This window comes from uncultured Sphaerotilus sp., from assembly GCF_963924895.1.
Lineage (GTDB): Bacteria > Pseudomonadota > Gammaproteobacteria > Burkholderiales > Burkholderiaceae_C > Sphaerotilus.
In genome coordinates, this window is the sequence record NZ_CAWURG010000071.1 from 1 (window position 1) to 22212 (window position 22212).

The 22212-nt window shown below is 67.6% G+C and carries 25 protein-coding genes; 23 read left to right on the forward strand and 2 right to left on the reverse strand.

What is annotated here, in order from left to right:
* From AABN02_RS21035 to AABN02_RS21060, 6 genes are all read left to right on the forward strand, one after another.
* A partial coding sequence (locus AABN02_RS21035) for a flagellin (RefSeq protein WP_338416870.1) occupies positions 1-200 on the forward strand: 200 nt, incomplete at its 5' end.
* A gap of 139 nt (positions 201-339) precedes the next feature.
* The gene (gene fliD / locus AABN02_RS21040) at positions 340-1794 is read left to right on the forward strand and encodes a flagellar filament capping protein FliD (protein ID WP_338416871.1); all 1455 of its coding nucleotides are present in this window, start codon (positions 340-342) and stop codon (positions 1792-1794) included.
* 41 nt (positions 1795-1835) lie between these two features.
* Positions 1836-3884 (forward strand): tetratricopeptide repeat protein, encoded by a 2049-nt coding sequence (locus AABN02_RS21045; protein ID WP_338416872.1) that lies wholly within the window; start codon positions 1836-1838, stop codon positions 3882-3884.
* A gap of 120 nt (positions 3885-4004) precedes the next feature.
* Positions 4005-4427 (forward strand): flagellar export chaperone FliS, encoded by a 423-nt coding sequence (fliS, locus tag AABN02_RS21050; RefSeq protein WP_338416873.1) that lies wholly within the window; start codon positions 4005-4007, stop codon positions 4425-4427.
* Between the two features lie 56 nt (positions 4428-4483).
* Positions 4484-4831, forward strand: a complete 348-nt coding sequence (locus AABN02_RS21055; protein ID WP_338416874.1) for a flagellar protein FliT — start codon at positions 4484-4486, stop codon at positions 4829-4831.
* A 21-nt stretch (positions 4832-4852) separates the two neighbouring features.
* Positions 4853-5620, forward strand: coding sequence for a flagellar brake protein (locus tag AABN02_RS21060; protein ID WP_338416875.1), 768 nt, complete (start codon positions 4853-4855; stop codon positions 5618-5620).
* An 84-nt stretch (positions 5621-5704) separates the two neighbouring features.
* Here AABN02_RS21060 and fliE read toward each other — a convergent pair whose 3' ends face one another.
* Positions 5705-5977 carry a flagellar hook-basal body complex protein FliE gene (fliE, locus tag AABN02_RS21065; RefSeq protein WP_338416894.1) on the reverse strand — a complete coding sequence of 91 codons (273 nt, stop codon included), beginning with the start codon at positions 5975-5977 and terminating at the stop codon, positions 5705-5707.
* A gap of 216 nt (positions 5978-6193) precedes the next feature.
* Here fliE and fliF point away from each other — a divergent pair, with 216 nt between their 5' ends.
* From fliF to AABN02_RS21145, 16 genes are all read left to right on the forward strand, one after another.
* The gene (fliF, locus tag AABN02_RS21070) at positions 6194-7930 is read left to right on the forward strand and encodes a flagellar basal-body MS-ring/collar protein FliF (protein ID WP_338416876.1); all 1737 of its coding nucleotides are present in this window, start codon (positions 6194-6196) and stop codon (positions 7928-7930) included.
* Between the two features lie 10 nt (positions 7931-7940).
* Entirely contained in the window at positions 7941-8942 is a 1002-nt protein-coding gene (gene fliG, locus AABN02_RS21075) for a flagellar motor switch protein FliG (protein WP_338416877.1), read from the forward strand.
* Positions 8926-9789 (forward strand): FliH/SctL family protein, encoded by an 864-nt coding sequence (locus tag AABN02_RS21080; RefSeq protein WP_338416878.1) that lies wholly within the window; start codon positions 8926-8928, stop codon positions 9787-9789. The genes fliG and AABN02_RS21080 overlap by 17 nt, the downstream gene beginning before the upstream one ends.
* Positions 9786-11186 (forward strand): flagellar protein export ATPase FliI, encoded by a 1401-nt coding sequence (fliI, locus tag AABN02_RS21085; RefSeq protein ID WP_338416879.1) that lies wholly within the window; start codon positions 9786-9788, stop codon positions 11184-11186. The genes AABN02_RS21080 and fliI overlap by 4 nt, the downstream gene beginning before the upstream one ends.
* A 38-nt stretch (positions 11187-11224) precedes the next feature.
* Positions 11225-11683, forward strand: a complete 459-nt coding sequence (locus AABN02_RS21090; protein ID WP_338416880.1) for a flagellar FliJ family protein — start codon at positions 11225-11227, stop codon at positions 11681-11683.
* 5 nt (positions 11684-11688) lie between these two features.
* Positions 11689-13491, forward strand: a complete 1803-nt coding sequence (locus tag AABN02_RS21095; RefSeq protein WP_338416881.1) for a flagellar hook-length control protein FliK — start codon at positions 11689-11691, stop codon at positions 13489-13491.
* Between the two features lie 128 nt (positions 13492-13619).
* Positions 13620-14216 (forward strand): flagellar basal body-associated FliL family protein, encoded by a 597-nt coding sequence (locus tag AABN02_RS21100; protein ID WP_338416882.1) that lies wholly within the window; start codon positions 13620-13622, stop codon positions 14214-14216.
* Between the two features lie 9 nt (positions 14217-14225).
* Positions 14226-15224: a flagellar motor switch protein FliM gene (gene fliM / locus AABN02_RS21105; RefSeq protein ID WP_338416883.1), complete on the forward strand. Its 999-nt coding sequence runs from the start codon at positions 14226-14228 to the stop codon at positions 15222-15224.
* Positions 15217-15690 (forward strand): flagellar motor switch protein FliN, encoded by a 474-nt coding sequence (gene fliN, locus AABN02_RS21110; protein ID WP_338416884.1) that lies wholly within the window; start codon positions 15217-15219, stop codon positions 15688-15690. The genes fliM and fliN overlap by 8 nt, the downstream gene beginning before the upstream one ends.
* A 19-nt stretch (positions 15691-15709) precedes the next feature.
* Positions 15710-16114 (forward strand): flagellar biosynthetic protein FliO, encoded by a 405-nt coding sequence (locus AABN02_RS21115; RefSeq protein WP_338416885.1) that lies wholly within the window; start codon positions 15710-15712, stop codon positions 16112-16114.
* Complete coding sequence (fliP, locus tag AABN02_RS21120) at positions 16104-16886, forward strand: flagellar type III secretion system pore protein FliP (protein ID WP_338416886.1); 783 nt, start codon at positions 16104-16106, stop codon at positions 16884-16886. Before AABN02_RS21115 ends, fliP begins: the two co-directional genes overlap by 11 nt.
* A 24-nt stretch (positions 16887-16910) precedes the next feature.
* Complete coding sequence (gene fliQ / locus AABN02_RS21125; protein WP_338416887.1) at positions 16911-17180, forward strand: flagellar biosynthesis protein FliQ; 270 nt, start codon at positions 16911-16913, stop codon at positions 17178-17180.
* A gap of 31 nt (positions 17181-17211) precedes the next feature.
* Positions 17212-17976, forward strand: coding sequence for a flagellar biosynthetic protein FliR (fliR, locus tag AABN02_RS21130; protein ID WP_338416888.1), 765 nt, complete (start codon positions 17212-17214; stop codon positions 17974-17976).
* Positions 17977-17991: 15 nt separating this feature from the next.
* Positions 17992-18543 carry a hypothetical protein gene (locus tag AABN02_RS21135; protein WP_338416889.1) on the forward strand — a complete coding sequence of 184 codons (552 nt, stop codon included), beginning with the start codon at positions 17992-17994 and terminating at the stop codon, positions 18541-18543.
* A gap of 61 nt (positions 18544-18604) precedes the next feature.
* Complete coding sequence (locus AABN02_RS21140) at positions 18605-19066, forward strand: PTS fructose transporter subunit IIA (protein WP_338416890.1); 462 nt, start codon at positions 18605-18607, stop codon at positions 19064-19066.
* Positions 19035-19304, forward strand: coding sequence for an HPr family phosphocarrier protein (locus tag AABN02_RS21145; protein WP_338416891.1), 270 nt, complete (start codon positions 19035-19037; stop codon positions 19302-19304). Before AABN02_RS21140 ends, AABN02_RS21145 begins: the two co-directional genes overlap by 32 nt.
* A gap of 8 nt (positions 19305-19312) precedes the next feature.
* On the opposite strand, the gene AABN02_RS21150 is transcribed toward AABN02_RS21145, so the two are convergent.
* Complete coding sequence (locus AABN02_RS21150) at positions 19313-20140, reverse strand: GNAT family N-acyltransferase (RefSeq protein WP_338416892.1); 828 nt, start codon at positions 20138-20140, stop codon at positions 19313-19315.
* Between the two features lie 157 nt (positions 20141-20297).
* On the opposite strand from AABN02_RS21150, the gene ptsP reads away from it, so the two are divergent.
* The gene (gene ptsP, locus AABN02_RS21155; RefSeq protein ID WP_338416893.1) at positions 20298-22076 is read left to right on the forward strand and encodes a phosphoenolpyruvate--protein phosphotransferase; all 1779 of its coding nucleotides are present in this window, start codon (positions 20298-20300) and stop codon (positions 22074-22076) included.
* Positions 22077-22212: the final 136 nt, after the last annotated feature.

The following is a 22212-nucleotide window of genomic DNA, read 5'->3' on the forward strand; positions in this document are numbered from 1 at the left end:
AGAACCGCTTCGAGAGCGTGGTGGCGAACCTGAGCACGACGTCGGAGAACCTGCAGGCCGCCAAGGGCCGGATCATGGATGCGGACTTCGCGGTGGAAACCTCGAACATGTCGCGTGCGCAGGTGCTGCAGCAGGCGGGCAACGCGATGCTGGCGCAGGCCAACCAGGCCCCGCAGCAGGTGATGTCGCTGCTGCGCTGATCGATCCGGAAGTGGAATAGGCCGAGGCGGGATACATCCCTGGATCTACCCGCCCCGGTCCCTGTCAGTCAAGTCGATGCATCGTGTGCGCAGACCGGCCCAGCCGTGTTTGCGCTTCGGTGCTTGAGGAGTTTGCACCATGGGTTCCGTCACCTCATCCGGTCTGGGCAGCGGCCTGGACGTCACGTCGATCATCAGCCAGCTGATGACGATCGAGAAACAGCCGTTGATCGCCCTCAACAAGGAGGAGTCGTCGATCAACGCCAAGATCTCGTCTTTCGGCAAGATCCAGAACACGCTGGCCACGCTGCGGGACAAGTCGGCCGCGTTCAACTCCTCGGAACTCTGGGGGAAGACTTCCACCACGTTGTCGGACGCCTCGGTGGCGACCGTGACGTCGATCAGCGGGAAAAGCGGGGCGACCGGTTCCTATTCCCTGCAGGTGGACGCCCTGGCTTCGGCGCAGACCGTGAGCAGCACGGCGTTCGCCTCAAGTGCCTCTCAACTCTCCGAAGGCACCCTGACGATTGACATTGGCAGCTGGACCGGGGGGGCTCCGCCCACCGCGTTCACCTCCAAGACCGGCACCTCCGGCATCACCATCTCGATCGGGTCGGGTGACGTCTCTCTGGGATCGATCCGCGACAAGATCAATGCGGCCGCCGCAGGCGTCACGGCCGGGATCGTCACGGACGCGTCAGGCTCCCGCCTGACCTTGCGGTCCACCGCCACCGGGGCGGAAAACGCGTTTCGCGTGTCGGTGAACGAGACGAATGACGATGGCAACGCCGCGACCGGTCTGTCGGCGCTGGCTTTCGATGCCACGTCCACGGCGTCGCCAATGGCGCTCAGCCAGCGTGCGCGCAATGCGAGTGCCGTCGTCAATGGCATCTCGGTCACCTCTGCCTCGAATACGCTGGACGGGGTGGTCGAGGGTGTATCGATCAAGCTCAACAAGACCACGACCAGTCCGATCGAAATGACGGTGGCGGCCGATTTCACGGACGTGAAGGCCAGGATCAACGATTTCATGTCCGCCTACAACGGCATGGTCGATCAGATCAAGACGGAAACCAAATACGACGCCGCGACCAAGACCGCCGGAAAACTCCAGTCGGACCGCACCGCCATCGGATTGCTGAACAAGATGCAGTCGCTGCTCCACGACAATTTCACCGGCACTGGCAGCGGTTCGCTGAGTCGACTGTCCGACATCGGGCTGTCCTTGAATGCGACGGGCCGACTGGAATTGAAGTCGTCCAAACTGGACGACGCGCTGGCCAATCCATCCCAGGTGAAGGCCCTGCTCAATGGTGGCGGCACCGGAGATTCCACCGCAATGACGGGGTTTGCGAAGCGGTTTCGTGCGTTTGCTGATGCTGCCCAGGGCACGGACGGTCCCATGGAAACCCGGACCGCCGGTCTGAAGAGCCAGTTGCGCCGGGTCACCGATCGGCAGGATGCGCTGGATGTGCGGTACCAGGGCATCGAGGCCCGGCTGCGCAAGCAATATGACGCGCTGGACCAGCGGATGTCGAATATCACGGCAACCAGCAACTCGGTCAACCTGATGATCAAGCAACTCTACGGGTGATCGAACTGGCGTCTGGCGCGGACTTTTTCCGGCGTTGACAGGTGGGGGCGGGTCCTAGACTCGTCCCCACTTCTGCTTTTCGAGGCTGCGCTCCCATCATGACTGCCAACACCGCCGTACGTCCCGCATCGTCCCGTCCTGCAGGCCCGAAGGGTGAAAGCGATCTGGCCCGACGAGCAGGAATCCGTGGCAAGGAGTTTCTCCGCAAAGGCCAGGCCACTGCGGCCAGAGAGCAATTCCTGAAAGCCGTGCGGGCCGAGCCACGCCAGCAACTGTATTGGCTGCTGCTGGCGCAATGCGAGCACAAACTCGGCCAGCCAGAGCAGGCGATTCAGCACCTTGGGCGCGCCTGGCAACTCCAGCAAAGCGATGCGGAAGTATGTTTGTTACTGGCGGACTTCCTGCTGGAGGCCCACCGGAATTCCGAGGCCCTGGTGGTCCTGGATGGTTTGCAAGCCGACGTTGCGCGCAGCGGAAAGTGGTATCTGGCCAAGGCCAAGGCGCAATTGGCGCTGCTGGATTTCGATGGCACGGTCCGGTCGTGCTCGGAAGCACTCACCCGGGCAGGGCAGGATCCGATATTGAAGAAGCAGGCCTTGCAGGGCATGGGCCATGGTTTGATGAAATTCGGCGGGCATGCGGAAGCCGCCTGGTGCTACCGCATGCTGCTCGATGACAACCCCCTCGATTTCGGCGCAGCCCTGTGCGCGGCGCACGCGAGTTCCTGGGCCTGCGACTGGGCGGGGCTGGCGGAGGATTTCGAGCGCCTGCGCCTGTGCATCGCGCACGTGGAAACGACCCGCCAGCGCCCGGTGACCGGCAAGAGCCCGTTTCCGCTGATCACGCTCACCGACGACCCTGTCATCCTGAAATGGGCGGCCGGCCTGACCTACCAGGAGCATTGCGCGGGGATGCAGCCGGTGCGCCAGCGGTCTGGACAGAAGGTGCCCCGGCCGGACGGGAAATTGCGCATCGGGCTGATGTCGAGCGATTTCCATGTCCATGCCACCAGCATCCTGATGGCCGAGTTTCTCGAGGGCATCGATACCGGGCAGTTCGCGCTCTATTTCTATTCCGGCGGCCCCGACGACCACTCGGCGCTGCGCGCGCGCGTCCAGCGAACGGCGGCTTGCTGGATCGAGACCGGCGACCTGTCGTCCGTACAGCTGGCGGAGCGGATTCGGGCAGACCAGATCGGTCTGCTGCTGGACCTGAAGGGCTACACGCTGGGTTCGCGCATGGATGTGCTGGCCTACCGTCCCGCGCCGATCCAGATCGCCTGGCTCGGATTCCCGGGGACGGCGGGTGCCCCCAGCCTCGACTATTTCATCGGCGATCCGGTCACGACACCGATGGACGCCCAGCCCCATTTCACCGAGTGCATCGCGCAGATGCCGCACTGCTACCAGCCCAACGACAGCACCCGTGCACGGCCGGCACCGGTCACCCGGGCGCAGTGCGGACTGCCCGAGGACGCGACGTTCGTGTTCGCCAGTTTCAACATGGCCTACAAGATCGTGCCGGAAGTGTTTGCGGCCTGGTGCCACATCCTGGAGGCGACACCCGGCTCGGTGCTGTGGCTGCTGGTGCAGCAGGAGCCGACCCGGGAGCGCCTGCGTGCGGCCGCCGTGCAGCACGGGCTGGATCCTGATCGTCTGGTGTTCGCGCCGTTTCTCTCCGGTGACCTGCACCGGTCACGCCTGCCGCTGGCCGACCTGTGCCTGGATACCTTCCCCTGCGGCGGGCACACGACCGCCAGCGACGCGCTGTGGGCGGGTGTGCCCGTGCTCGCCCTGATGGGGCAGAGCTTTGCGTCCCGGGTCGCGGGTAGCCTGCTCCATGCGCTGGACCTGCCGGACCTGGCGTGCACCGACATCGACCAGTACATCCAGCGGGCCATTGCCTTGGCGCAGGAGCCGGCGCGTTTCCAGGCACTCAAGGCGAGGCTGGAGCTGGGACGCACCCAGTCCACCCTGTTCGACGGTCGCCGCTTCGCAAGGGACTTCGAGCAGCTCCTGCTGCGCATGGTGGCGCGTCAGGACGCCGGTCTGCCGCCCGCGCCCCTGGCCGCAGCGCCTGGGTGCGCCTGAGGCCCGATCAGCCTGCGCATCCGAACTCAAGTCTCCGCATTGCCAAGTCGATAAGCAACTCACACTGCTTGCCAGTTGCCAATCGTCCCCAACCGAAGCCATCGCATGTTCAACAGCGCCATGTCCACCCCCTTCAATCGTCCGCAGCATTTCGCCAATGCCTATCGGCAGATCGGCGTGGAAACAGGCGTTTCCTCGGCGTCGCCACACCATCTGGTGCTGATGCTGTACGACGGTTTTCTCGAATCGATCGGGCGGGCTCGTGTCGCGATGACCAGCGGCATCGTCGAACTGAAGTGCGCGCAGATCAGCAGGGCGGTACGCATCCTGGAAGAGGGCCTGATCGCCGGACTCGACATGGAGTCTGGCGGCGAGATTGCCCGGAATCTGCGCAGCCTGTACCACTACGCGGTGGTTCAGCTGACGCGCGGCAACCTGCGGAATGACCCGGCGCTGCTTCTGGAGGTCGACCGCCTGATCCGGCCGCTCCGCGATGCCTGGGCAGCCATCGGCGCCAATGTTTCTCACGGGGCAGCGGGCTGAGTCCGGGCAATCGGCCTGCCTGCCCCTGGTACTGAAGTAAAAAAACTGGGTCCAACATGTCCAAAGCCGCCACCGCCCGCACACAGTACAGCCCCCCGCTGCGCAAGAGCACCCTGCTGCAGTACTACGAAGCCATCGAGCAGGCCAGTCTCGACATGCTGGAAGCCGCCCGCGTGGGCAACTGGGACCGTGTCGTGAAGCTCGAAGGGGCCTGTGCCGTCCTCATCTCGCAGCTCAAGCACGCGGCCGGCCAGGACCGGCTCGCCAGCGAGGAAGTGCAGATGAAGTCCCGGATCATGCAGCGCATCCTGCTCAACGATGCCGAGATCCGCATGCTCGCCGAGCCCTGGCTGGAGGACCTGGACAGCATGCTGGCCGGCCCGCCCCGCAAGACGCTGCATTGACCTCTGGCAGGAGCGATCCGGATGAGCACCCCGACTTCCCCTTCGACCACCAGCCCCGGCGCCGGTGAGCCTGCATCCGATGTCAATGAACACCGTGTGCGTGCGCTGGTCGAGATCCGCGCCTTGCTCAAGCAGTTCGTCGATGGTGACGTGCCGCTGTCACTGACAACCCCGGACGGCGTGAACTACCCGACCTCGCTCTGGGCGGAAGATCCGCAGCGCGGCGTGCTGGTCTTCGCGGCCGATCCGCGCGACGAGGCGGTGCAGCGCATGACCGAATCGCATGAGGTGATGGCCACGGGCTACCTCGACAGCGTGAAGGTGCAGTTCGATCTGCACGATCTGGTGCTCGTGCACGGGCGCAGCGCGAGTGCCTTCAATGCGCAGTATCCGCGCGAGGTCTTCCGCTTCCAGCGCCGCCATGCGTTCCGCGTGCGGCCGGTCGGGCGGACCCAGCCGCATGCCTTGCTGAGCCATCCCGACCTGGCCCGGCGCCAGATCGATCTGCGCATCGTCGACATCAGCCACACCGGGGTCGCCTTGATGCTCAACGAGGAGCTGGACCTGTTCCATGGCGGGCAAGTGCTGCCCGAGGTGATCATCGAACTCGATGCGTCCACCCGGCTGCACGTGACGCTGCGGGTGATGCATGTGTCGAATGTCGGACTGGAGCCGTCGCAATTCCGCCGCATCGGCTGCGAACTGGTGGACCTGAGCCCGGGTGCCCACAAGGATCTGCAGCGCTACCTCGACCACACGCAGAAACGCCATCGGCTGCTGACGCTGTAGACCGCGCAGCGCACTGCACAGTCAAGAAAGCCCCCGGGGTTCGCACCACCGGGGGCTTTTTGCATGGCTTTTCGGGCTGAAGGCTCAGACCTGCATGTTCATCACGTCGCTGTAGGCCTGCACCATCCGGTTGCGCACCTGCAGCGCGGCCTGGAAGCCGATGTTGGAGCGCTGCATCGCGACCATGGTCTCTTCGAGGCTGACCTTGGGGTTGTCCAGGGTCACCTCGCGCTGCAGGTCGTGCGCGGTGTTCTGGGCCTGGCTGACGCTGCGCAGCGCCTGGCTGAACACCTGGGAGAAGCCGCCCGACGGGCCCTCCGCGGAAGGGGTCGACGTGACCGTGCCCAGGCCGGCCATCCCGGCCCGTGCAACGGCCTGGGCGAAGTCGAAAGGTTTGAGCTTCATGTCCATGAGGGGTCCTCCACAGCTTCGCCATCCTAGGGAAGTACCGCTGGTGGGATGGACAGAAGAGTGCGGGGATCGGTTGCCTGTTTCCGGCTTCGGCGCAGGGCCGCACTCGAATAATCCAATCCCAGCGCGACCATTTGGGCTGCGTGTAACGACCGATTGGACATGGACCTCTCCAGCTCGACCACCCTGACTGCGGCACCACCGGCTCCCGGAGCTGGCGTGGCACGTCTGGCGGAGCGTTTCTCCGCCTTGCCCCCGATGCGCAAGGCCATGCTCGCGGGCGGCCTTCTGCTGTTTCTGGCCATCATCGGCCTGTCGGCGATGTGGAGCGCGCGCCCGGATTACCGGGTGCTGTTCTCCAATCTGAACGACAAGGACGGCGGCGCCATCGTGGCGCAGCTGACCAAGATGAACGTGCCCTACCGCTTCAGCGAGGGCGGCGGCGCCGTGCTCGTGCCAGCGGACCAGGTGCACGACGTGCGCCTGAAGCTGGCGCAGTCGGGCCTGCCCAAAGGCTCGACGGTCGGCTTCGAGCTGATGGACAACGCCCGCTTCGGCACGACCCAGTTCCAGGAACGGCTGAACTTCCAGCGCGGCCTGGAGGGCGAGCTGGTGCGCTCGATCACCGCGCTGTCGGCGGTCGAGTCGGCCCGTGTCCACCTGGCGCTGCCCAACCAGAACGGCTTTTTCCGCGACCAGCAGAAACCCAGCGCCTCGGTGCTGCTGACCCTGCATGGCGGCCAGACGCTCGACCGCGCGCAGATCGCCGGCATCGTGCACCTGGTGTCGGCCAGCGTGCCGGAGCTGAGCCCGAAGGCGGTGAGCGTGCTCGACCAGAGCGGTGCGATGCTCTCGGACAGCGGCGATGGCGGCGCGGGCGGACTCGATTCCAACCAGGTGCAGCAGATCGCGCGCATCGAGGCGCTCTATACCAAGCGCATCCTCGACATCCTGGAGCCCGTGGTCGGCCGCGACAACCTGCGCGCGCAGGTGTCGGCCGAGCTGGACTTCTCGCAGTCGGAGTCGACCACCGAAGAATTCAAGCCCAACCAGGGTGGTGTGCCCGCGGCGGTGCGCAGCTCGCAGCTCTCGGAAAACGGCAGTGGCTCGGGCGGCGGTGCGCTGGCCAGCGGTGTGCCGGGTGCGGCCACCAACCAGCCGCAGGCGGCGGCGTCCGCGCCGATCAATGGCGCGGCGCAATCCATGCAGGCCTCACAGGTCGGGCAGGGCGCGCTGGGTGCGGGTGGCCGGCGTGACGCGGTCACCAACTTCGAGATCGACAAGACCGTCCGTGTGACCCGCGCGTCGTCGGGCGGCATCCGCCGCCTCGCCGTGGCCGTGGTCGTGAACCACCGCACCAGCACCGACAAGAAGGGCCAGACCCAGTCGCAGCCGCTGTCGCCCGAGGAAATCGACAAGCTGGTCGCGCTGGTGCAGGAGACCGTCGGCTTCAGCAAGGAGCGGGGCGATTCGGTCAAGGTCATCAACGCGCCGTTCAAGGCACCGGTGCTCGACAAGATCGACGCGTTGCCGCTGTGGAAACAGCCGGAGACGCTGGAGATGGTGCGCACGCTCGCCGTGCCGCTGGTGCTCGGCCTGCTCGGGCTGGCGCTGGTGTTCGGCGTGATCCGGCCGGTGCTGCGCGACCTGCGCCGCGACAAGGAAACCGAAGTCACCAAGCTGGCCAGCCAGCTGGACACGGTCGTGGACGACGCCACGGAGCTGCCGGCCCTGAGCGGCGACGGTGTGGGCACCGCCCTGCAGGCGCTGCCGGCACCGGAAGTGGAATTGAGTGATTCGGACAAGCGCCTGGAGGCCGTGCGCCAGATGGTGCGGACGAATCCGGCCTCGGTCGCACGCATCCTGCGCGGCTGGGCCAATGGCAAGGACGCGGACTGAGAGGCGATGAATGGATGACCAGGGTCTGGAAGATGCCGCAATCCTGCTGATTTCGATGGGCGAGGTGGAGGCGGCCGACGTGTTCCGCCACCTCAGTCCGAAGGAAGTGCAGAGCCTGGGCGAGAAGATCGCGCGCACGAAGTCGATCTCGCGCGACCGCTACGAGCGGGTGCTGGTCCGCTTCGAGGAGCAGGTCGAAGAGGAGGGGTTCATCGAACTCGGCCTCGACACCGACCACTACGTCAGCAAGGTCCTGCACCGCGCGCTGGGCAATGACAAGGCCAAGCTGCTGCTCGACCGCATCGTCGGCGCCGACGACGCGCCGGGCATCGACAACCTGAAGTGGATGGACCCGGTGACGGTGGCCGAACTGCTGCGGCTGGAGCACCCGCAGATCGTGGCGGTGATCATGGTTCACCTCGAACCCGACCAGGTCAGCGCCGTGCTGCGGCGCTTCCCGGAGGCGCAGCGCAACGAGGTGATGATCCGCCTGGCCACGCTCGATGGTGTGCAGCCGGCGGCCTTGCAGGAACTCAGCGAGGTGCTGTCCAAGGTGCTCGCCGGTGGCGGGCGCGGCAGCAAGTCCAACCTGGGCGGCGTCAAGACGGCGGCGGAGGTGCTCAACCTCATGGGCACGGGCGTCGAGGCCTCGGTGCTCGACTACATCCGCAGCACCGACGTGGACCTGGCCCAGAAGATCTCCGACAACATGTTCACCTTCGACGACCTCATGCGCGTCGACGACCGCGGCATCCAGACCGTGCTCAAGGAAGTGCAGAGCGAATCGCTGCTCGTGGCGCTCAAGGGCGCGACGGAGGAACTGCGCGAGAAGATCTTCCGCAACATGTCCAGCCGCGCGGCCGAGATGCTGCGCGAAGACCTGGCCTCGCGCGGCCCGGTCCGTGTGGCCGAGGTCGAGGCCGAACAGAAGACCATCCTGCAGGTGGTGCGCCGCCTGTCCGACGAAGGCCAGATCGCCATGAGCGGAGGAGGCGATGGCCAGTTCCTCTGACCCGTCCCCCAGCACCTTCGCGCAGCGGCTGGAGCGGCACGAGCGCGTGCCGCGGGTGGACCTGCCCGAAGCGCCCGGCCCGGTCCGGCCCTCCGGCGCGTCCTACGCGCGCTTCATTCCGCGCGAGGAACTTGGCCGGGCGGTGGCCTGGGTGCCCGACAGCCTCGACGCCCGGCTCCGCCAGGAGGCCGCCAAGGCCAGCGGCAAGGAGCCGGTGCCCGCGCCAGCCCCGGTCGATCCCGAGGCGCTGCGTGCGGCCCGCCAGGCCCAGCTGCAGGCGCGGCTGGCCGAAGTCTTCGAACAGGGCCGCCAGCTCGGCCGCGAGGAAACCACGGAGGCCCTGCGCGCGGAGACCCGCGAGGCGCTGGCGGCTTTCCGGCAGCAACAGGCGAGCGAGGTCGGTGCACCGGTGGCGGCGCTGCTGGTGCAGTTCCAGCAGGGCATCGACGCGCTGGAGCAGTCGCTCGCGCAGCGACTGGCCGGCATCACCATGCAGATGGCGCGCCAGGTCGTGCGCGCCGAGTTGCAGACCAATGCTGCGCTGGTCGTGGAGGTGACGCAGGAGGCCCTGGCCGAAGTGCTGCTCTCGGCGCGCCACATCACGGTGAAGGTCCATCCCGAGGACCTCACCTGGATCGAACAGGGCTGCGCCGACGCCTTCGAGGCCCGCGGTGCCCGCCTGATCGCCGACACGCACATCGAGCGCGGCGGCTGTCTGCTGGAGTCGGATCTGGGGGTCGTCGACGCCCGGCTCGGCACCCGCTGGGCGAGTGCGGTGGCGGCCATGGGCTCCCCGGCGCTGGCCGAGGTGGACAACAACCAAGACAACGATCCCCCCACGCCATGAAGGCCACCGCAACGGACGCCTGGGCGCGTTACCTCGACGACCTGCACGAGCGGGCGAGCGCCAAGCTCCCGCTGTCGGTGCAGGGCACGCTGGTGCGGGTGGCCGGGCTGGTGCTGGAGGTCGCGGGCATCCGCGTGCCGGTCGGTTCGCTGTGCGAAGTGCTGATGCCGGGCCAGCCGGCGATCCAGGCCGAGGTGGTCGGATTCTCGGGCGACCGGGCCTTCCTGATGCCGGCGGGCGAGATCCACGGGCTGGCCAGCGGCGCACGGGTGATTCCGCTGGACGTGCCGGTGCAGGCCCCCGAACTTGGCGTCAGCCGCCACCTGTGGCGTCGCAGCGAGGACCGCTCGCGCCACCTGCCGATCGGCAACGGGCTGCTGGGCCGCGTGGTCGATGCCAGCGGCCATCCGCTCGACCACGGCGGACCGCTGCGCGATGTGCAGTCGCTGCCGCTGGTGCGCCGCCCGATCAACGCGATGGAGCGCGACCCGGTGCGCAAGCCGCTCGACACCGGCGTGCGCTCGATCAATGCCATGCTCACCGTCGGCAAGGGCCAGCGCATCGGCCTCTTCGCCGGCACGGGCGTGGGCAAGTCGGTGCTGCTCGGGATGATGGCGCGCTACACCGCGGCCGACGTGATCGTGGTCGGCCTGATTGGCGAACGCGGACGCGAGGTCAAGGAGTTCATCGAGGACATCCTGGGCGAGGAGGGCCGGCGGCGCTCGGTCGTCGTCGCCGCACCGGCCGATGCGCCGCCGCTGAACCGGCTGCAGGGCGCGGCCTACGCCACCGCGGTGGCCGAACACTTCCGCGACCAGGGGCAGGACGTGCTGCTGCTGATGGACTCGCTGACCCGCTACGCCATGGCGCAGCGCGAGATCGCACTGGCCATCGGCGAGCCGCCCGCCACCAAAGGTTATCCGCCGAGCTGCTTCGCCAAGCTGCCGCAACTCGTCGAGCGCAGCGGCAATGGCCACGCCGGCCAAGGCTCGATCACCGCGTTCTACACCGTGCTCAGCGAGGGCGACGACCAGCAGGACCCGATCGCCGACGCCGCCCGCGGCATCCTCGACGGCCACATCGTGCTCTCGCGCGAGCTGGCCGAGTCGGGCCACTACCCGGCCATCGACATCGAGCGCTCCATCTCGCGGGTGATGACCAATGTGGCCACACGCGAGCACATCGAATCCGCCCGCCAGCTGCGCAAGATGCTCTCCAAGCTGAGCAAGGCACGCGACCTGATCCAGCTGGGCGCCTACGTGCCCGGCCATGACGCCGAACTGGATGCAGCCGTGCGCGCACAGCCGGCCATGATGGCCATGCTGCAGCAGGACACCGGTGCGCGCGCGACGCTGGGCGACAGCCTGGCGATGCTGCGCCACATCACCCGCCACTGATTCACGACTCCGCGCTGGTGACCCCGCGCGTTCTGTTCATGCCCAAAGCCCTTGTGACCCTGCTCGAACACGCCGAACGCCAGCGCGACCAGGCGCTGGCCCTGCAGCGGCGCGCCGACGAGGCGCTGTCGACGGCCGTGCAGCAGCAGACCCAGCTCACCGCCTACCGCCAGGACCACCAGAACCGCTGGTCGGCCGCGTTCAGCCAGTCGGTGGCCGTGCCACTGCTGCACTGCCACCACGCCTTCTCCGGCCGGCTGCATGACGCGGTCGATCTGCAGGCCGGTCAGGTCGACCGTGCCCGCCAGGCACTCACGAAGCGCCAGACCGACACGCTCGAGGCCGAACGCCGCGTGGCCGCCATCAGCAAGCTGATGAAGCGCCGGTCCGACGCGATCAGCCTGCACCAGAACCGCCAGGAACAGCGCCAGTCCGATGAACGGTCCGCCCGTGCCGCGTGGGCACGCAACAACGAGCCCGGCCGCCAAGGCTGGTGAATGCCATGGACTCTCCTTTGTTGAATCTGGCCCCGGCATCGACCCATGCCGCCGGCCATGCCCACGGCCGCGGCCATGCTGCTGGCGGCCCCCCCGATACCCGGGCCGATCCGGGTGGCTTTGCCCGCCTGCTGCAGGCGGCGGTGGCGCCGGACGCCACTGCGGCGGCGGACACGCCGGCCTTGGTGGGCGAGGCGGCACCTGATCCGGGCGCTGTCCGTCTGGCCGGCGCAGCAGCGGCGGTGGCAGGTGCGGACACTGGCGCCGCCGAGGCGCCTGAGGTGGCCGCGGCAGTGGCACCGGCGCCCGCCGCCGCCCCGTTGTTCCGCCGTTCACTGGTCCCCGAGATGGGCCCTGGTCCAGGTTCTGGTCCTGGTGCCCGTCCCGTTTCGGGGTCTGGACCGCTCCTGGGTCCGAACGCTGTGCCCGGTCCTGGGCCGGGGCGTGAAGCGAGCAAGGTCGCATTGAAGGACCAGGAGGCCGGGGCCGAAGCGCTGTCTGTGTCTGTGCCTGTGCCTGTGCCGGCGGCCATGGCGGGTCTGGTCGCGGCGGTTCCAGTGGCCGTGGAGGCCGAGCCGGAAGCCGCCAGTGCAGTCGCTCCGGCGGACGCCACCGACACTCCCGCCCGCGCCCGGCCTCGGGCCGATGCCGACGCGGCCGACCCGGCCGACCCGGCCGCAGTGGCCGCGACCAGCACCACGCTGATGCAGTGGATGCTGCAGATGGCGCCACCCGCTGCCACGCCAGTGCCGGTCAGCCCCGTGGCGGTAGCGCCTGGCCGGCTGGGGCTCGGCCGCCAGGAGGGAGACGGCCTGCTGCAGACGGGATTGCCGGCCGGCCTGCCGGGCCGATTCGAGCTGGTGGGGCAGGACAAGGCGGTGCGCGGCAACGGCGCCGGCCGGTCCGGCAAGCTGGAGGCCGCCCGCGCGACGTCTGCCGAAGAGCCTGGTGCCCGGTCGACCAGTGGCGACAATCTCCCGGCCATCGGCAGGAAGTTCGAGGTCCCGCCGGCCACGCCGGCCGCGACGTCGGAGTCGACGGCGGGCGCGGGCTGGGTGCCGGTGCCTCAGCCGGCCGTGGCGCCTTCGGCAGGCCCGCTGGAATCGACGCGCGTTGCCGCGCGGGCGCCGGTGGACGGTATCGGTCCGTCCGCGGGCCAAGATGCCCAGGTGCTGCTGTCCGCGGCGCAGGCTGCGGCGAACGCCGCCGCAGCAACACCGACCGCCATGTCAGGGGGCGGCCCGGTGGTCGCCCCGGCGCAGACCTGGATCCAGACACCCGTGACCCAGCCAGGGTTCTCGGACGAGGTTGTGGTCGAGCTGGTGCGGCGGGCCGGGCAGGCGGAGCAGGGCCGACAGGAAGTGACCCTGCACCTGAATCCGGTCGAGATGGGGCCGGTGTCGGTGTCGATCGAGCTGAACGGCAGCGCGGCGCGGATCGAGTTCGGTGCCAGCGAAGCCCTGACGCGGCACCATCTCGAGGCCGCCCTGCCTGGCCTCACCGAGGCGCTGCGGGACGAAGGGCTGTCGCTGACCCACAGCCGCGTGCACGAGGTCTCCAAGGAGTCGCTGGCGACCAGCGCGGCGGGTGGCAGCAGCAGCGATCCGGCCAGCGCTGGTGGCGCAGGGTCGGACGGGCGGGGGCGCCACGACGCCTTCGCGGACGGCCGGTCCGGCTTCGGGGAGCGCGCGCCGCGCCGCCCCACGGAACTGTTCTCGATCGACGGGCGTGCGGTGACCTCTGCGCGTGAGTCCGTCTCCATCGGTCCGTCGCCCGGGCGTGCCGGACGTCTCGACTTGTTCGCCTGATCGGCGCCGGCGCCGCCCATCTCCGGATTTGCTGCGCTTTTCCGAACTTCGACCACAGGGCCCGGTACCAATAATTGCCTTCAATCAGAGGCCACACCACGGAGGCCTCAAGCACGCAGGAGAAGGACATGTCGGCTGCCGCTGCGAGTGCGGAAACAACTGTTGCGAAGAAGGGGTCCAAGAAGCTCTGGATCATCATCGGCGTCGTCTTGCTGCTGGTTGCCGGCGGCGGAGGGGGCTACGTGATGATGAAGCGCAAGGCCGATGCCGCTGCGGAAGCAGAAGGCGGCGGTCATGGCGAAGCGGCCGAGGCCGCACCAGCGCGCAAACCCCACAAGCGCGACGCCCATACCCCGCCGGCCTACTTGCCGCTGGAACCCTTCGTCGTCAACCTGGCGGACCGCGACAGCGACCGCTACGCCCAGATCGGCGTGACGCTGGAGATCGACGATGCCAAGTTCGCCGACGAGATGAAGGTCTACATGCCGGCGATCCGCAACGCGATCTTGATGATCCTGTCGCACAAGACGGCGGCCGACATGCTCGGCCGCGAGGGCAAGGAGACACTGGCCGCCGAGATCGCCCGCGAGGCCGTGCGTCCGATGGGCATCAACATCGAGGCGGACGCGGAGGAAGAGGGCGCACCCTCCAAGAAGAAGCGCCGGGCCGCGCCGGTCTACAACCCGGTGCAGCAGGTGCATTTCTCCAGTTTCATCGTGCAGTGATCGCACACCATGAGCCAGCTGAATCTGTCCCAGGATGAAGTCGATGCCCTGCTGGATGGCATCTCGGGGGACGTGCCCGGGGAAGTGTCCGACAAGCCGAAAGGGCAGGTGCGCGACTACAACCTGGCGAGCGAGGAGCGCATCGTGCGTGGGCGCATGCCCATGCTCGAATCGATCAACGAACGCTTTGCCCGCAATGTCTGCCCGGTGATGACGGCGTTCACGCACCGGACGATGGAAATCTCGGCCGGCGAGATCAAGGTCCACAAGTACAGCAACTACTTGCGCGAGACCATGGTGCCGACCAACTTCAACATCGTCTCCATGCGGCCGCTGCGCGGCGTGGGGCTGGTGGTGTGCGACCCGAGCTTCGTGTTCGCGGTGATCGACGCGCTGTTCGGCGGCGTCGGCAAGTACCCGGTGCGCATCGAGGGCCGCGAGTTCTCGGCCACCGAGCACCGCGTGATCATGCGGCTGGTCGACATCGTGCTGTCGGAATACAACCGTGCCTGGCAGGGCGTGTACCCGGTCGAGCTGGCCTACCAGCGCTCGGAAATGCAGCCGCAGTTCGTCAACATCGCCTCGGCGAGCGAGCTGGTGGTGAGCACCGTGTTCACGGTGGAGATCGGCGAGTCGGTCGGCACGATCCAGATCTGTTTTCCCTACTCGTCGCTGGAGCCGATCCGCGACGTGCTGCGCAGCAGCAACCAGGGCGAAGGCCCGGGCAAGGATGGCCGCTGGGTGCGGATGCTGTCCGACGAGATCCAGTCGGCCGAGGTGCAGCTGGTGGCCGAGCTGGCCCACGCGCCCGCCACGGTCGAGCAATTGCTGGCGATGAAGGCCGGCGATTTCATCGAACTGGAACTGGACAAGCTGATCCGGGCCAAGGTGGACGGTGTGCCGGTGGTCGAAGCGAGCTACGGCACCTCGAACGGACACTACGCGATCCGCGTGGAACGCATGTTGACCAGCCCGCAAGTGAGCTGGATCGGAGATCAAAATGTCTGAAGACTTGGATGCTGGCCTGTCGGAGCAGGATGCTCTGGCGGCGGAGTGGGCGGCTGCACTGGACGAGTCGCCTGCGGGGCAGGACATCGGATCGGCGGTCGATGCATTGCCGGGCTACGGCTCGGGTGTGCCGCAGGCCGCTCCGTTCACCGATTTTGGCAGCGCGGCGGAGATGGTGTCGGGCGGCGCGGCGAGTGGCAAGGATCTGAACCTGATCCTGGACATCCCGGTGCAGCTCACGGTCGAACTCGGCCGCACACGCATCCCCATCAAGAACATCCTGCACCTGGCACAAGGCTCGGTGGTCGAACTCGACGCGATGGCGGGCGAGCCGATGGACGTGCTGGTCAACGGCTACCTGATCGCCCAGGGCGAGGTGGTGGTGGTGAACGAGAAGTTCGGCGTGCGCCTGACCGACATCGTCACCCCGAGCGAGCGCATGCGCCGCCTGTCCCGCGGCAACTGAGCTGCTGAAAGACGCTGCGATGACACCTTCGCTGACTTCCCTGACCCCCCTGATCTGGCTGGCGCTGGTCCTGGTCTCGATTCCGGCCGCACTGTGGCTGCTCAAGCGCAGCGGCTACGCGGGACTGTCGTCGCGCACGGTGCCGGGGGCCACGCGGGTGGTGTCGCAGTCGGTGCTGTCGCCGCAACACCGTCTGGTGACCGTCGAGGTGGGCGAGGGCAGCGACCGCTGCTGGCTGGTGCTGGGCATGACCGGGCAGCAGATCTCGGTGCTGCACCGCCTGGCGCCACCCCCGGTCGCTGAGGACGCGGTGCAGGTGCGCGCGGCAACACTGCCGTCGATCGCAGGGACCAGCTTTGGCCATCTCCTCAACCAGTGGCGCCGCGGGCCGCAGGGTCCGGCGGTGAAGTCCCATGAACAATGAACCGAGGCGTTGGCCGGGTCTGCCGGCCGGGGCCGTGCTGGCGCTGCTGCTGGCGGCAGGTCTGTCTCCCGAGGTGGCACAGGCGGCTGCGACCGCGCCTGCGGGCCTGCCCCTGATGGTGGGGCAGGGCGGTGGCGGCAGCAGCTACTCGGTGCCGATCCAGACCCTGCTGTTCTTCACCTCGCTGTCCTTCCTGCCAGCGATGCTGCTGATGATGACGGGCTTCACCCGCATCGTCATCGTGCTGAGCCTGCTGCGCCAGGCCATGGGCACGCAGGCCGCGCCGCCCAACCAGGTGATCGTCGGCCTGTCGATGTTCCTGACGCTCTTCGTCATGGGCCCGACGCTGGACAAGGTCTACGCCGATGCCTACCAGCCCTACGCGGCCAGCCAGATCAGCTTCGAGGAGGCGGTCTCGCGCGCCGAGGGGCCGATGCGCCAGTTCATGCTCCGCCAGACCCGGCAGTCCGACGTGGCGCTGTTCTCGCGTCTCGCCCGCCTGGAAGGCACGCCCAAGCCCGAGGCCCTGCCGCTGCGCGTGCTGGTGCCGTCCTTTGTCACCAGCGAGCTGAAGTCGGCCTTCCAGATCGGCTTCCTGATCTTCATTCCCTTCCTGGTGATCGACATGGTGGTCGCCAGCGTGCTGATGAGCCTGGGGATGATGATGCTGTCGCCGGTGCTGGTGGCCTTGCCGTTCAAGCTGATGCTGTTCGTGCTCGCCGATGGCTGGAACCTGCTGCTCGGCTCGCTGGCCGCCAGCTTCTCGATCTGATCCGAGTTCCGACCCGAGGCTCCCATGGATTCTTCCCAAGTCTTCACCTACGGCCAGGAGGCGCTCGTCGTGCTGCTGACCGTGGCGGCGCCGATGCTGCTGACCATCCTGCTGGTGGGCGTGGTCGTGAGCGTGCTGCAGGCGGCGACGCAGCTGCACGAGGCCACGCTGTCCTTCGTGCCCAAGGTGCTGGCCGGTGTGGCGGTGATGATGATCGCCGGCCCCTGGATGCTGACGACGCTGGTGGAGTATCTCCAGCGGGTGCTCCAGGCGATCCCCGGTGCCGTCGGCTGACCCCCGCTGACGTTTCACCGACACCACGCACATGATCGGCTTCAGCGAAGCGCAGATCCTCCAATGGGTGCTGCCGCTGCTGTGGCCGCTGCTGCGGGTGCTGGGCCTGTTCACGGCAGCGCCAGTGCTGTCGATGCGCGCGATTCCGGTGCGTGTCCGGGTCGGTCTGGCGGGACTGGTGGCGCTCTGCGCGCAGCCGGGCATGCCGCCGATGCCGGTGGTGCCGCTCGACAGTCCCACAGCGCTGGCGATGGTCGCGCAGCAGGTGGTGATCGGCCTGACGATCGGTTTTGCGGCCAAGGTGGTGTTCACGTCGATCGAGTTCGCGGGTGAACTCATCGGCCTGCAGATGGGCCTGAACTTCGCGAGCTTCTTCGACGCGACCAGCGGCTCGCAGGTGACCGCCACGGCGCGCTTCTTCAACACGATGGCCGCTTGGCTGTTCGTGGTGATCAACGGACACCTGCTGCTGACCGCGGTGGTCGTCGAGAGTTTCCAGCGTTTCCCGGTGTCCGACCACCCGCTGGACCTGCTGCTGCAGATCCAGCCGCAGGTCTGGGGCGCGGACCTGTTCCGCTACGGCCTGTGGATCGCGCTGCCCACCATCACGATGCTGGCCTTCGTCAATCTGGTGCTCGGGCTGATTTCCCGGGTCGCGCAGCAGTTGCAGATCTTCTCGATCGGCTTCGCCATCACCATCACGGTCGGGCTGTTCGGGCTGCTGTTCACGCTGCCGATGCTGCAATCGCCGATGCTGGCGGTGCTGGAGCGTCTGCTCGTGCAGTTCCAGCCCTGAAGAGATAATGCGGCGATGCGCCGACCGACCTTGCCCCTGTCACGACGATTCCTGTGCCTGCTCGCCCCGATCGGCCTGCTGGCGGCGTGTTCGCCGACGCTCAACTGGCGCGATGTCGATGTCGGCCCGCAGACCAGGGTGCAGTTCCCCTGCCGGCCCGAACATGCCGAGCGCGCACTGGTGCTGGCCGATGCCCCGACGCGGGCGGGCATGTGGGTGTGCGACGCGGGGGGACTGTCCTGGTCGGCCACCGTGCTGGATGTCGACGATCCGAGCCACCTGAGCGCTGTCCTGCGCGCGTCGCGCCTGGGTCTGGCGACCCGGCTCCAGGGCAGCGAGGAGTCGGTCCAGCCGGTCCGGATCGCCGGCATGACCCCCAATGACGAGAGCCGCCGCGTCGTGATCGTCGGTCCGGCTGGCACGGGTCAGCCGGCGCGTGCCGAGGCCGTGTTTGCCGTGCGCGGCTTGCAGGTGTTCCAGTTTGTCGTCATGGCGCAGCGCGGCGCACCGCCGAAGTGGGCCGAGAGTGCCGACGAATTTCTGCGCAGCGTGCGCTGGCCGGGCTGAGAGGGTTTCGTCGCATGAATGCATCATCGCTGCGCTGCAGCAAGACTGATAATCCGCGCCCATGGCCCGCTTGCTGATCATTGCCCACGCCCCCCTGGCCTCGGCCCTGAAGGCCGTGGCTGCGCATGCCTTTCCCGATGAAGCCGACAAGCTGCGGGTGCTCGACGTGTTGCCGGACATGCCCTCCGAGGAGATCGAGTCGCTGGCGCGGGCGCTGCTGCCCGACGAGGACGATGTCGCCGACCCCGAAGCGCTGATCCTCAGCGACGTGTTCGGTGCAACGCCCGCCAATGTGGTGCAGCGTCTGGTGGACGGCGTGCGGATCCGGGCCATCGCGGGCATCAACGTGTCGATGCTCTGGCGCACGCTGAGTTCTCCCTTGCACGCGACGGTCGGCGAACTCTTCGACCGTGCCATGAAGGGCGGTGTCCAGGGGGTTCTCCCTGTGGCCTCCACCCGGCCTCAAAACCAAGCTTTCCCTCCTGGCGGCCATGATCCGAACCAACATCACCATCAGCAATAGGCTCGGGCTGCATGCCCGCGCGTCGGCCAAGTTCACCAAGCTGGCCGGCAGTTTCCCCTGCGACATCTTCGTCAGCCGCAATGGCCGGCGTGTGAATGCCAAGAGCATCATGGGCGTGATGATGCTCGCCGCCGGTCTGGGCAGCGAGATCGAGATCGAGATCGACGGCAACCGCGAGCAGGAGGCGATGGACGCCCTCTGCGCGCTGGTCAACGACAAGTTCGGCGAAGGCGCCTGAGCACGCGTTCAGTGGCCCAGGAAGTGCCGGCGGTACTTTTCGGGCAAGTCCTGCAGGCGCATCATCATCGGCAGGTCGGCGGTGTTGAAGTCCGGATCCCAGGCCGGTGCGCCGAGCACCTTCGCGCCGCAGCGCAGATAGCCCTTGATCAGCGCCGGCAGTTCTGCGGGCAGATCCCGGCGCAGGTCATCGACCGGCAGCGGCAGCCGGGGCTGCACCTGCAACTCGATCGGGGCCAGATGGGTGGCCCGCAGGCGCTCCCACAGACTCGCCGCCACATGGCCACCATCGTGCATCGACACGCTCGCACAGCCGATCACGGTGTCGAGCCGATTGGATTGCAGAAACGCCCCCAGTGCGCCCCACAGGGCGAGGATCACGCCGCCCTGGCGGTGCGCGGGGTGGACGCAGGAGCGACCGAGTTCGGCGGTGCGGCCCAGCCGGGCGCGCAGCGGGCCGAGGTCGAACTCGGTGTCGCTGTACCAGCTGCCCAAGCGCTGCGCGGCGTCCGGCGTCAGGACCCGGTAGGTGCCGATCACTTCGCCTGCCTGCGGGGAGTCGTCTTCACAGCGCACGATGAGGTGCTCGCAGTAGGGGTCGAAACGGTCGGCATCGAGCCCGGCAGGCGTTCCGGCGGGGGGGGCGAGCTGGGCGCCCATCTCTACACCGAAGACCTGGTAGCGCAGGCGCTGGGCCTCGCGGACCTCGTCCTGGTGCTTCGCCCAGCCCACGCTGAAACGTTCGACCGGAGCACGGGCTGCACGTGGCGCAGCCGCTGTCGGGCGTTGTAGCCGCAGGTCGGCCAGGGGCAGGGTAGGCTGGGGAAGTTCCCTCATCGATGGCTCCTCGAATCAATGCCTCGATGGTCGTGCCGGGCGATGACGTCGCCGTGTCGGAGGCATGACGCGTCGATGACACCGTGTCGGGGAATTGCGGTGGAGCCCTGGGTGTTACCGGGGCGACAGGCCGGTAACACGCTGCTAGCATCGAAGGATGAGCATGCAGGTTTTCGGATTACCCGTTTCGCGCGGGGTCGCGATCGGGCGCGCCGTGCTGGTGGCGTCCAGTCGGGTGGATGTCGCCCACTACTTTGTCGAGCCCGATCAGGTGCCTGACGAGATTCGCCGCCTGTGCGCCGCGCGTGATCTTGTCTGTGCCGAACTGGAGTCGCTCAAGGATGAAGTGCAGGGCGACACGCCCGCCGAACTGGTGGCGCTGCTGGACGTGCACGTCATGCTGCTCAAGGACGAGTTGCAGGCCGAGGCCACCTGCCAGTGGATCGAAGAGCGGCACTACAACGCCGAGTGGGCCGTTGCCGCGCAGCTGGATGCGCTCACGCGGCAGTTCGACGAGATGGACGACGAGTACCTGCGCGAGCGCAAGTCCGATGTCGAACAGGTGGCCGAGCGGGTGCTGCGCGCACTGGACCGCGCCGACCGGGCCTGCATGCCGCCGATCATGCGACGGGGCGTCGTGTCGTCACAGGGCGAGGAGACTCCGCTGGTGCTGGTCGCCAACGACATCTCGCCCGCCGACATGATGCAGTTCAAGGGCAGTGTCTTTCGCGGCTTCGTCACCGAGGTCGGCGGACGGACCTCGCACACAGCCATCGTCGCCCGCAGCCTCGACATCCCCGCCGTGGTGGGCGCGCGCGAAGCCAGCCGGCTGGTGCGCCAGGACGACTGGGTCATCATCGACGGCGATGCCGGCCTCGTCATCGTCGACCCATCGCCGATGGTGCTGGAGGAGTACCGGTTTCGTCAGCGGCAGGGCCAGCTGGAGCGGGACCGGCTGCAGCGTCTGCGTGGTCGTCCGGCCGTGACGCTGGATGGACACCGGGTGGAATTGCTGGCCAACATCGAATTGCCGAGCGATACCTCGGCGGCGCTGGCCGCTGGTGCGGAAGGCGTGGGGCTGTTCCGCAGCGAGTTCCTGTTCATGAACCGCTCGGGAGAACTGCCGGATGAACAGGAGCAGTTCGAGGCCTACCAGGCGGCCGTGCAGTCGATGCGGGGGCTGCCGGTCACGATCCGCACCATCGACATCGGCGCCGACAAGCCGCTCGACCGCATGAGTGCGCATGACCACGCGCTCAATCCGGCGCTGGGCCTGCGGGCAATCCGGTGGAGTCTGGCCGATCCGGACATGTTCGAGGGCCAGTTGCGCGCGATCCTGCGGGCTGCCGTGCATGGTCCCGTGCGCCTGCTGGTGCCGATGATTTCGCATCCGAGCGAGATCCGGGCGACCCTGGAGGCCGTGGAGCGTGCCCGAAGCAAGCTGGTCGCCGAAGGAACACCGCACGGCGCTGTGACGCTGGGCGCCATGATCGAGGTGCCGGCAGCGGCGCTGATGCTGCCTCGCTTTCTGCAGCATTTCGACTTCGTGTCGATCGGCACCAATGATTTGATCCAGTACACACTGGCCATCGACCGGGCGGACGAGGCTGTCGCGCATCTGTATGACCCTTGGCATCCGGCCGTGCTGGCGCTGGTCGCCAACACGATCCGCATGGCCCAGGCAGCAGGCAAGGGTGTCAGCGTGTGCGGCGAGATGGCGGGTGACCCGGACTTCACCGAGGTTCTGCTGTCGTTCGGGTTGCGCTCCTTCAGCATGCATCCGACGCAGTTGCCCACCATCAAGCAGCGCATCTTGCGCACCGACCTGGCCGCACTGGACGGACTGGCCGAGCATGTCCTGGCTGCCGACGATCCAAGACAGGCCGGTCTGTCGCACTCCCGCCCGGTGTCGATTCCGCTTCCGCAGGCCGCCTGAAAAATTTCCTGTCGAACCTCTTGCGGACTGAGGATTGTTCGATCTACAATCGATGTCTTCGCTGCAAACAACTGGTTTGTGAGCAGCGAGCGGCAGGTGATGCGACTGCCGGTTTGTTCAGCGAGTAAAGACCCTG

Excerpts from the sequence above, each read along its gene's own strand:
- fliD (WP_338416871.1), top strand. The coding sequence starts at position 340 with ATGGGTTCCGTCACCTCATCCGGTCTGGGCAGCGGCCTGGACGTCACG.
- fliS (WP_338416873.1), top strand. The coding sequence starts at position 4,005 with ATGTCCACCCCCTTCAATCGTCCGCAGCATTTCGCCAATGCCTATCGG.
- AABN02_RS21055 (WP_338416874.1), top strand. The coding sequence starts at position 4,484 with ATGTCCAAAGCCGCCACCGCCCGCACACAGTACAGCCCCCCGCTGCGC.
- AABN02_RS21060 (WP_338416875.1), top strand. The coding sequence starts at position 4,853 with ATGAGCACCCCGACTTCCCCTTCGACCACCAGCCCCGGCGCCGGTGAG.
- fliE (WP_338416894.1), bottom strand. The coding sequence starts at position 5,977 with ATGGCCGGCCTGGGCACGGTCACGTCGACCCCTTCCGCGGAGGGCCCG.
- fliF (WP_338416876.1), top strand. The coding sequence starts at position 6,194 with ATGGACCTCTCCAGCTCGACCACCCTGACTGCGGCACCACCGGCTCCC.
- fliG (WP_338416877.1), top strand. The coding sequence starts at position 7,941 with ATGGATGACCAGGGTCTGGAAGATGCCGCAATCCTGCTGATTTCGATG.
- AABN02_RS21080 (WP_338416878.1), top strand. The coding sequence starts at position 8,926 with ATGGCCAGTTCCTCTGACCCGTCCCCCAGCACCTTCGCGCAGCGGCTG.
- fliI (WP_338416879.1), top strand. The coding sequence starts at position 9,786 with ATGAAGGCCACCGCAACGGACGCCTGGGCGCGTTACCTCGACGACCTG.
- AABN02_RS21090 (WP_338416880.1), top strand. The coding sequence starts at position 11,225 with ATGCCCAAAGCCCTTGTGACCCTGCTCGAACACGCCGAACGCCAGCGC.
- AABN02_RS21095 (WP_338416881.1), top strand. The coding sequence starts at position 11,689 with ATGGACTCTCCTTTGTTGAATCTGGCCCCGGCATCGACCCATGCCGCC.
- AABN02_RS21100 (WP_338416882.1), top strand. The coding sequence starts at position 13,620 with ATGTCGGCTGCCGCTGCGAGTGCGGAAACAACTGTTGCGAAGAAGGGG.
- fliM (WP_338416883.1), top strand. The coding sequence starts at position 14,226 with ATGAGCCAGCTGAATCTGTCCCAGGATGAAGTCGATGCCCTGCTGGAT.
- fliN (WP_338416884.1), top strand. The coding sequence starts at position 15,217 with ATGTCTGAAGACTTGGATGCTGGCCTGTCGGAGCAGGATGCTCTGGCG.
- AABN02_RS21115 (WP_338416885.1), top strand. The coding sequence starts at position 15,710 with ATGACACCTTCGCTGACTTCCCTGACCCCCCTGATCTGGCTGGCGCTG.
- fliP (WP_338416886.1), top strand. The coding sequence starts at position 16,104 with ATGAACAATGAACCGAGGCGTTGGCCGGGTCTGCCGGCCGGGGCCGTG.
- fliQ (WP_338416887.1), top strand. The coding sequence starts at position 16,911 with ATGGATTCTTCCCAAGTCTTCACCTACGGCCAGGAGGCGCTCGTCGTG.
- fliR (WP_338416888.1), top strand. The coding sequence starts at position 17,212 with ATGATCGGCTTCAGCGAAGCGCAGATCCTCCAATGGGTGCTGCCGCTG.
- AABN02_RS21135 (WP_338416889.1), top strand. The coding sequence starts at position 17,992 with ATGCGCCGACCGACCTTGCCCCTGTCACGACGATTCCTGTGCCTGCTC.
- AABN02_RS21140 (WP_338416890.1), top strand. The coding sequence starts at position 18,605 with ATGGCCCGCTTGCTGATCATTGCCCACGCCCCCCTGGCCTCGGCCCTG.
- AABN02_RS21145 (WP_338416891.1), top strand. The coding sequence starts at position 19,035 with ATGATCCGAACCAACATCACCATCAGCAATAGGCTCGGGCTGCATGCC.
- AABN02_RS21150 (WP_338416892.1), bottom strand. The coding sequence starts at position 20,140 with ATGAGGGAACTTCCCCAGCCTACCCTGCCCCTGGCCGACCTGCGGCTA.
- ptsP (WP_338416893.1), top strand. The coding sequence starts at position 20,298 with ATGAGCATGCAGGTTTTCGGATTACCCGTTTCGCGCGGGGTCGCGATC.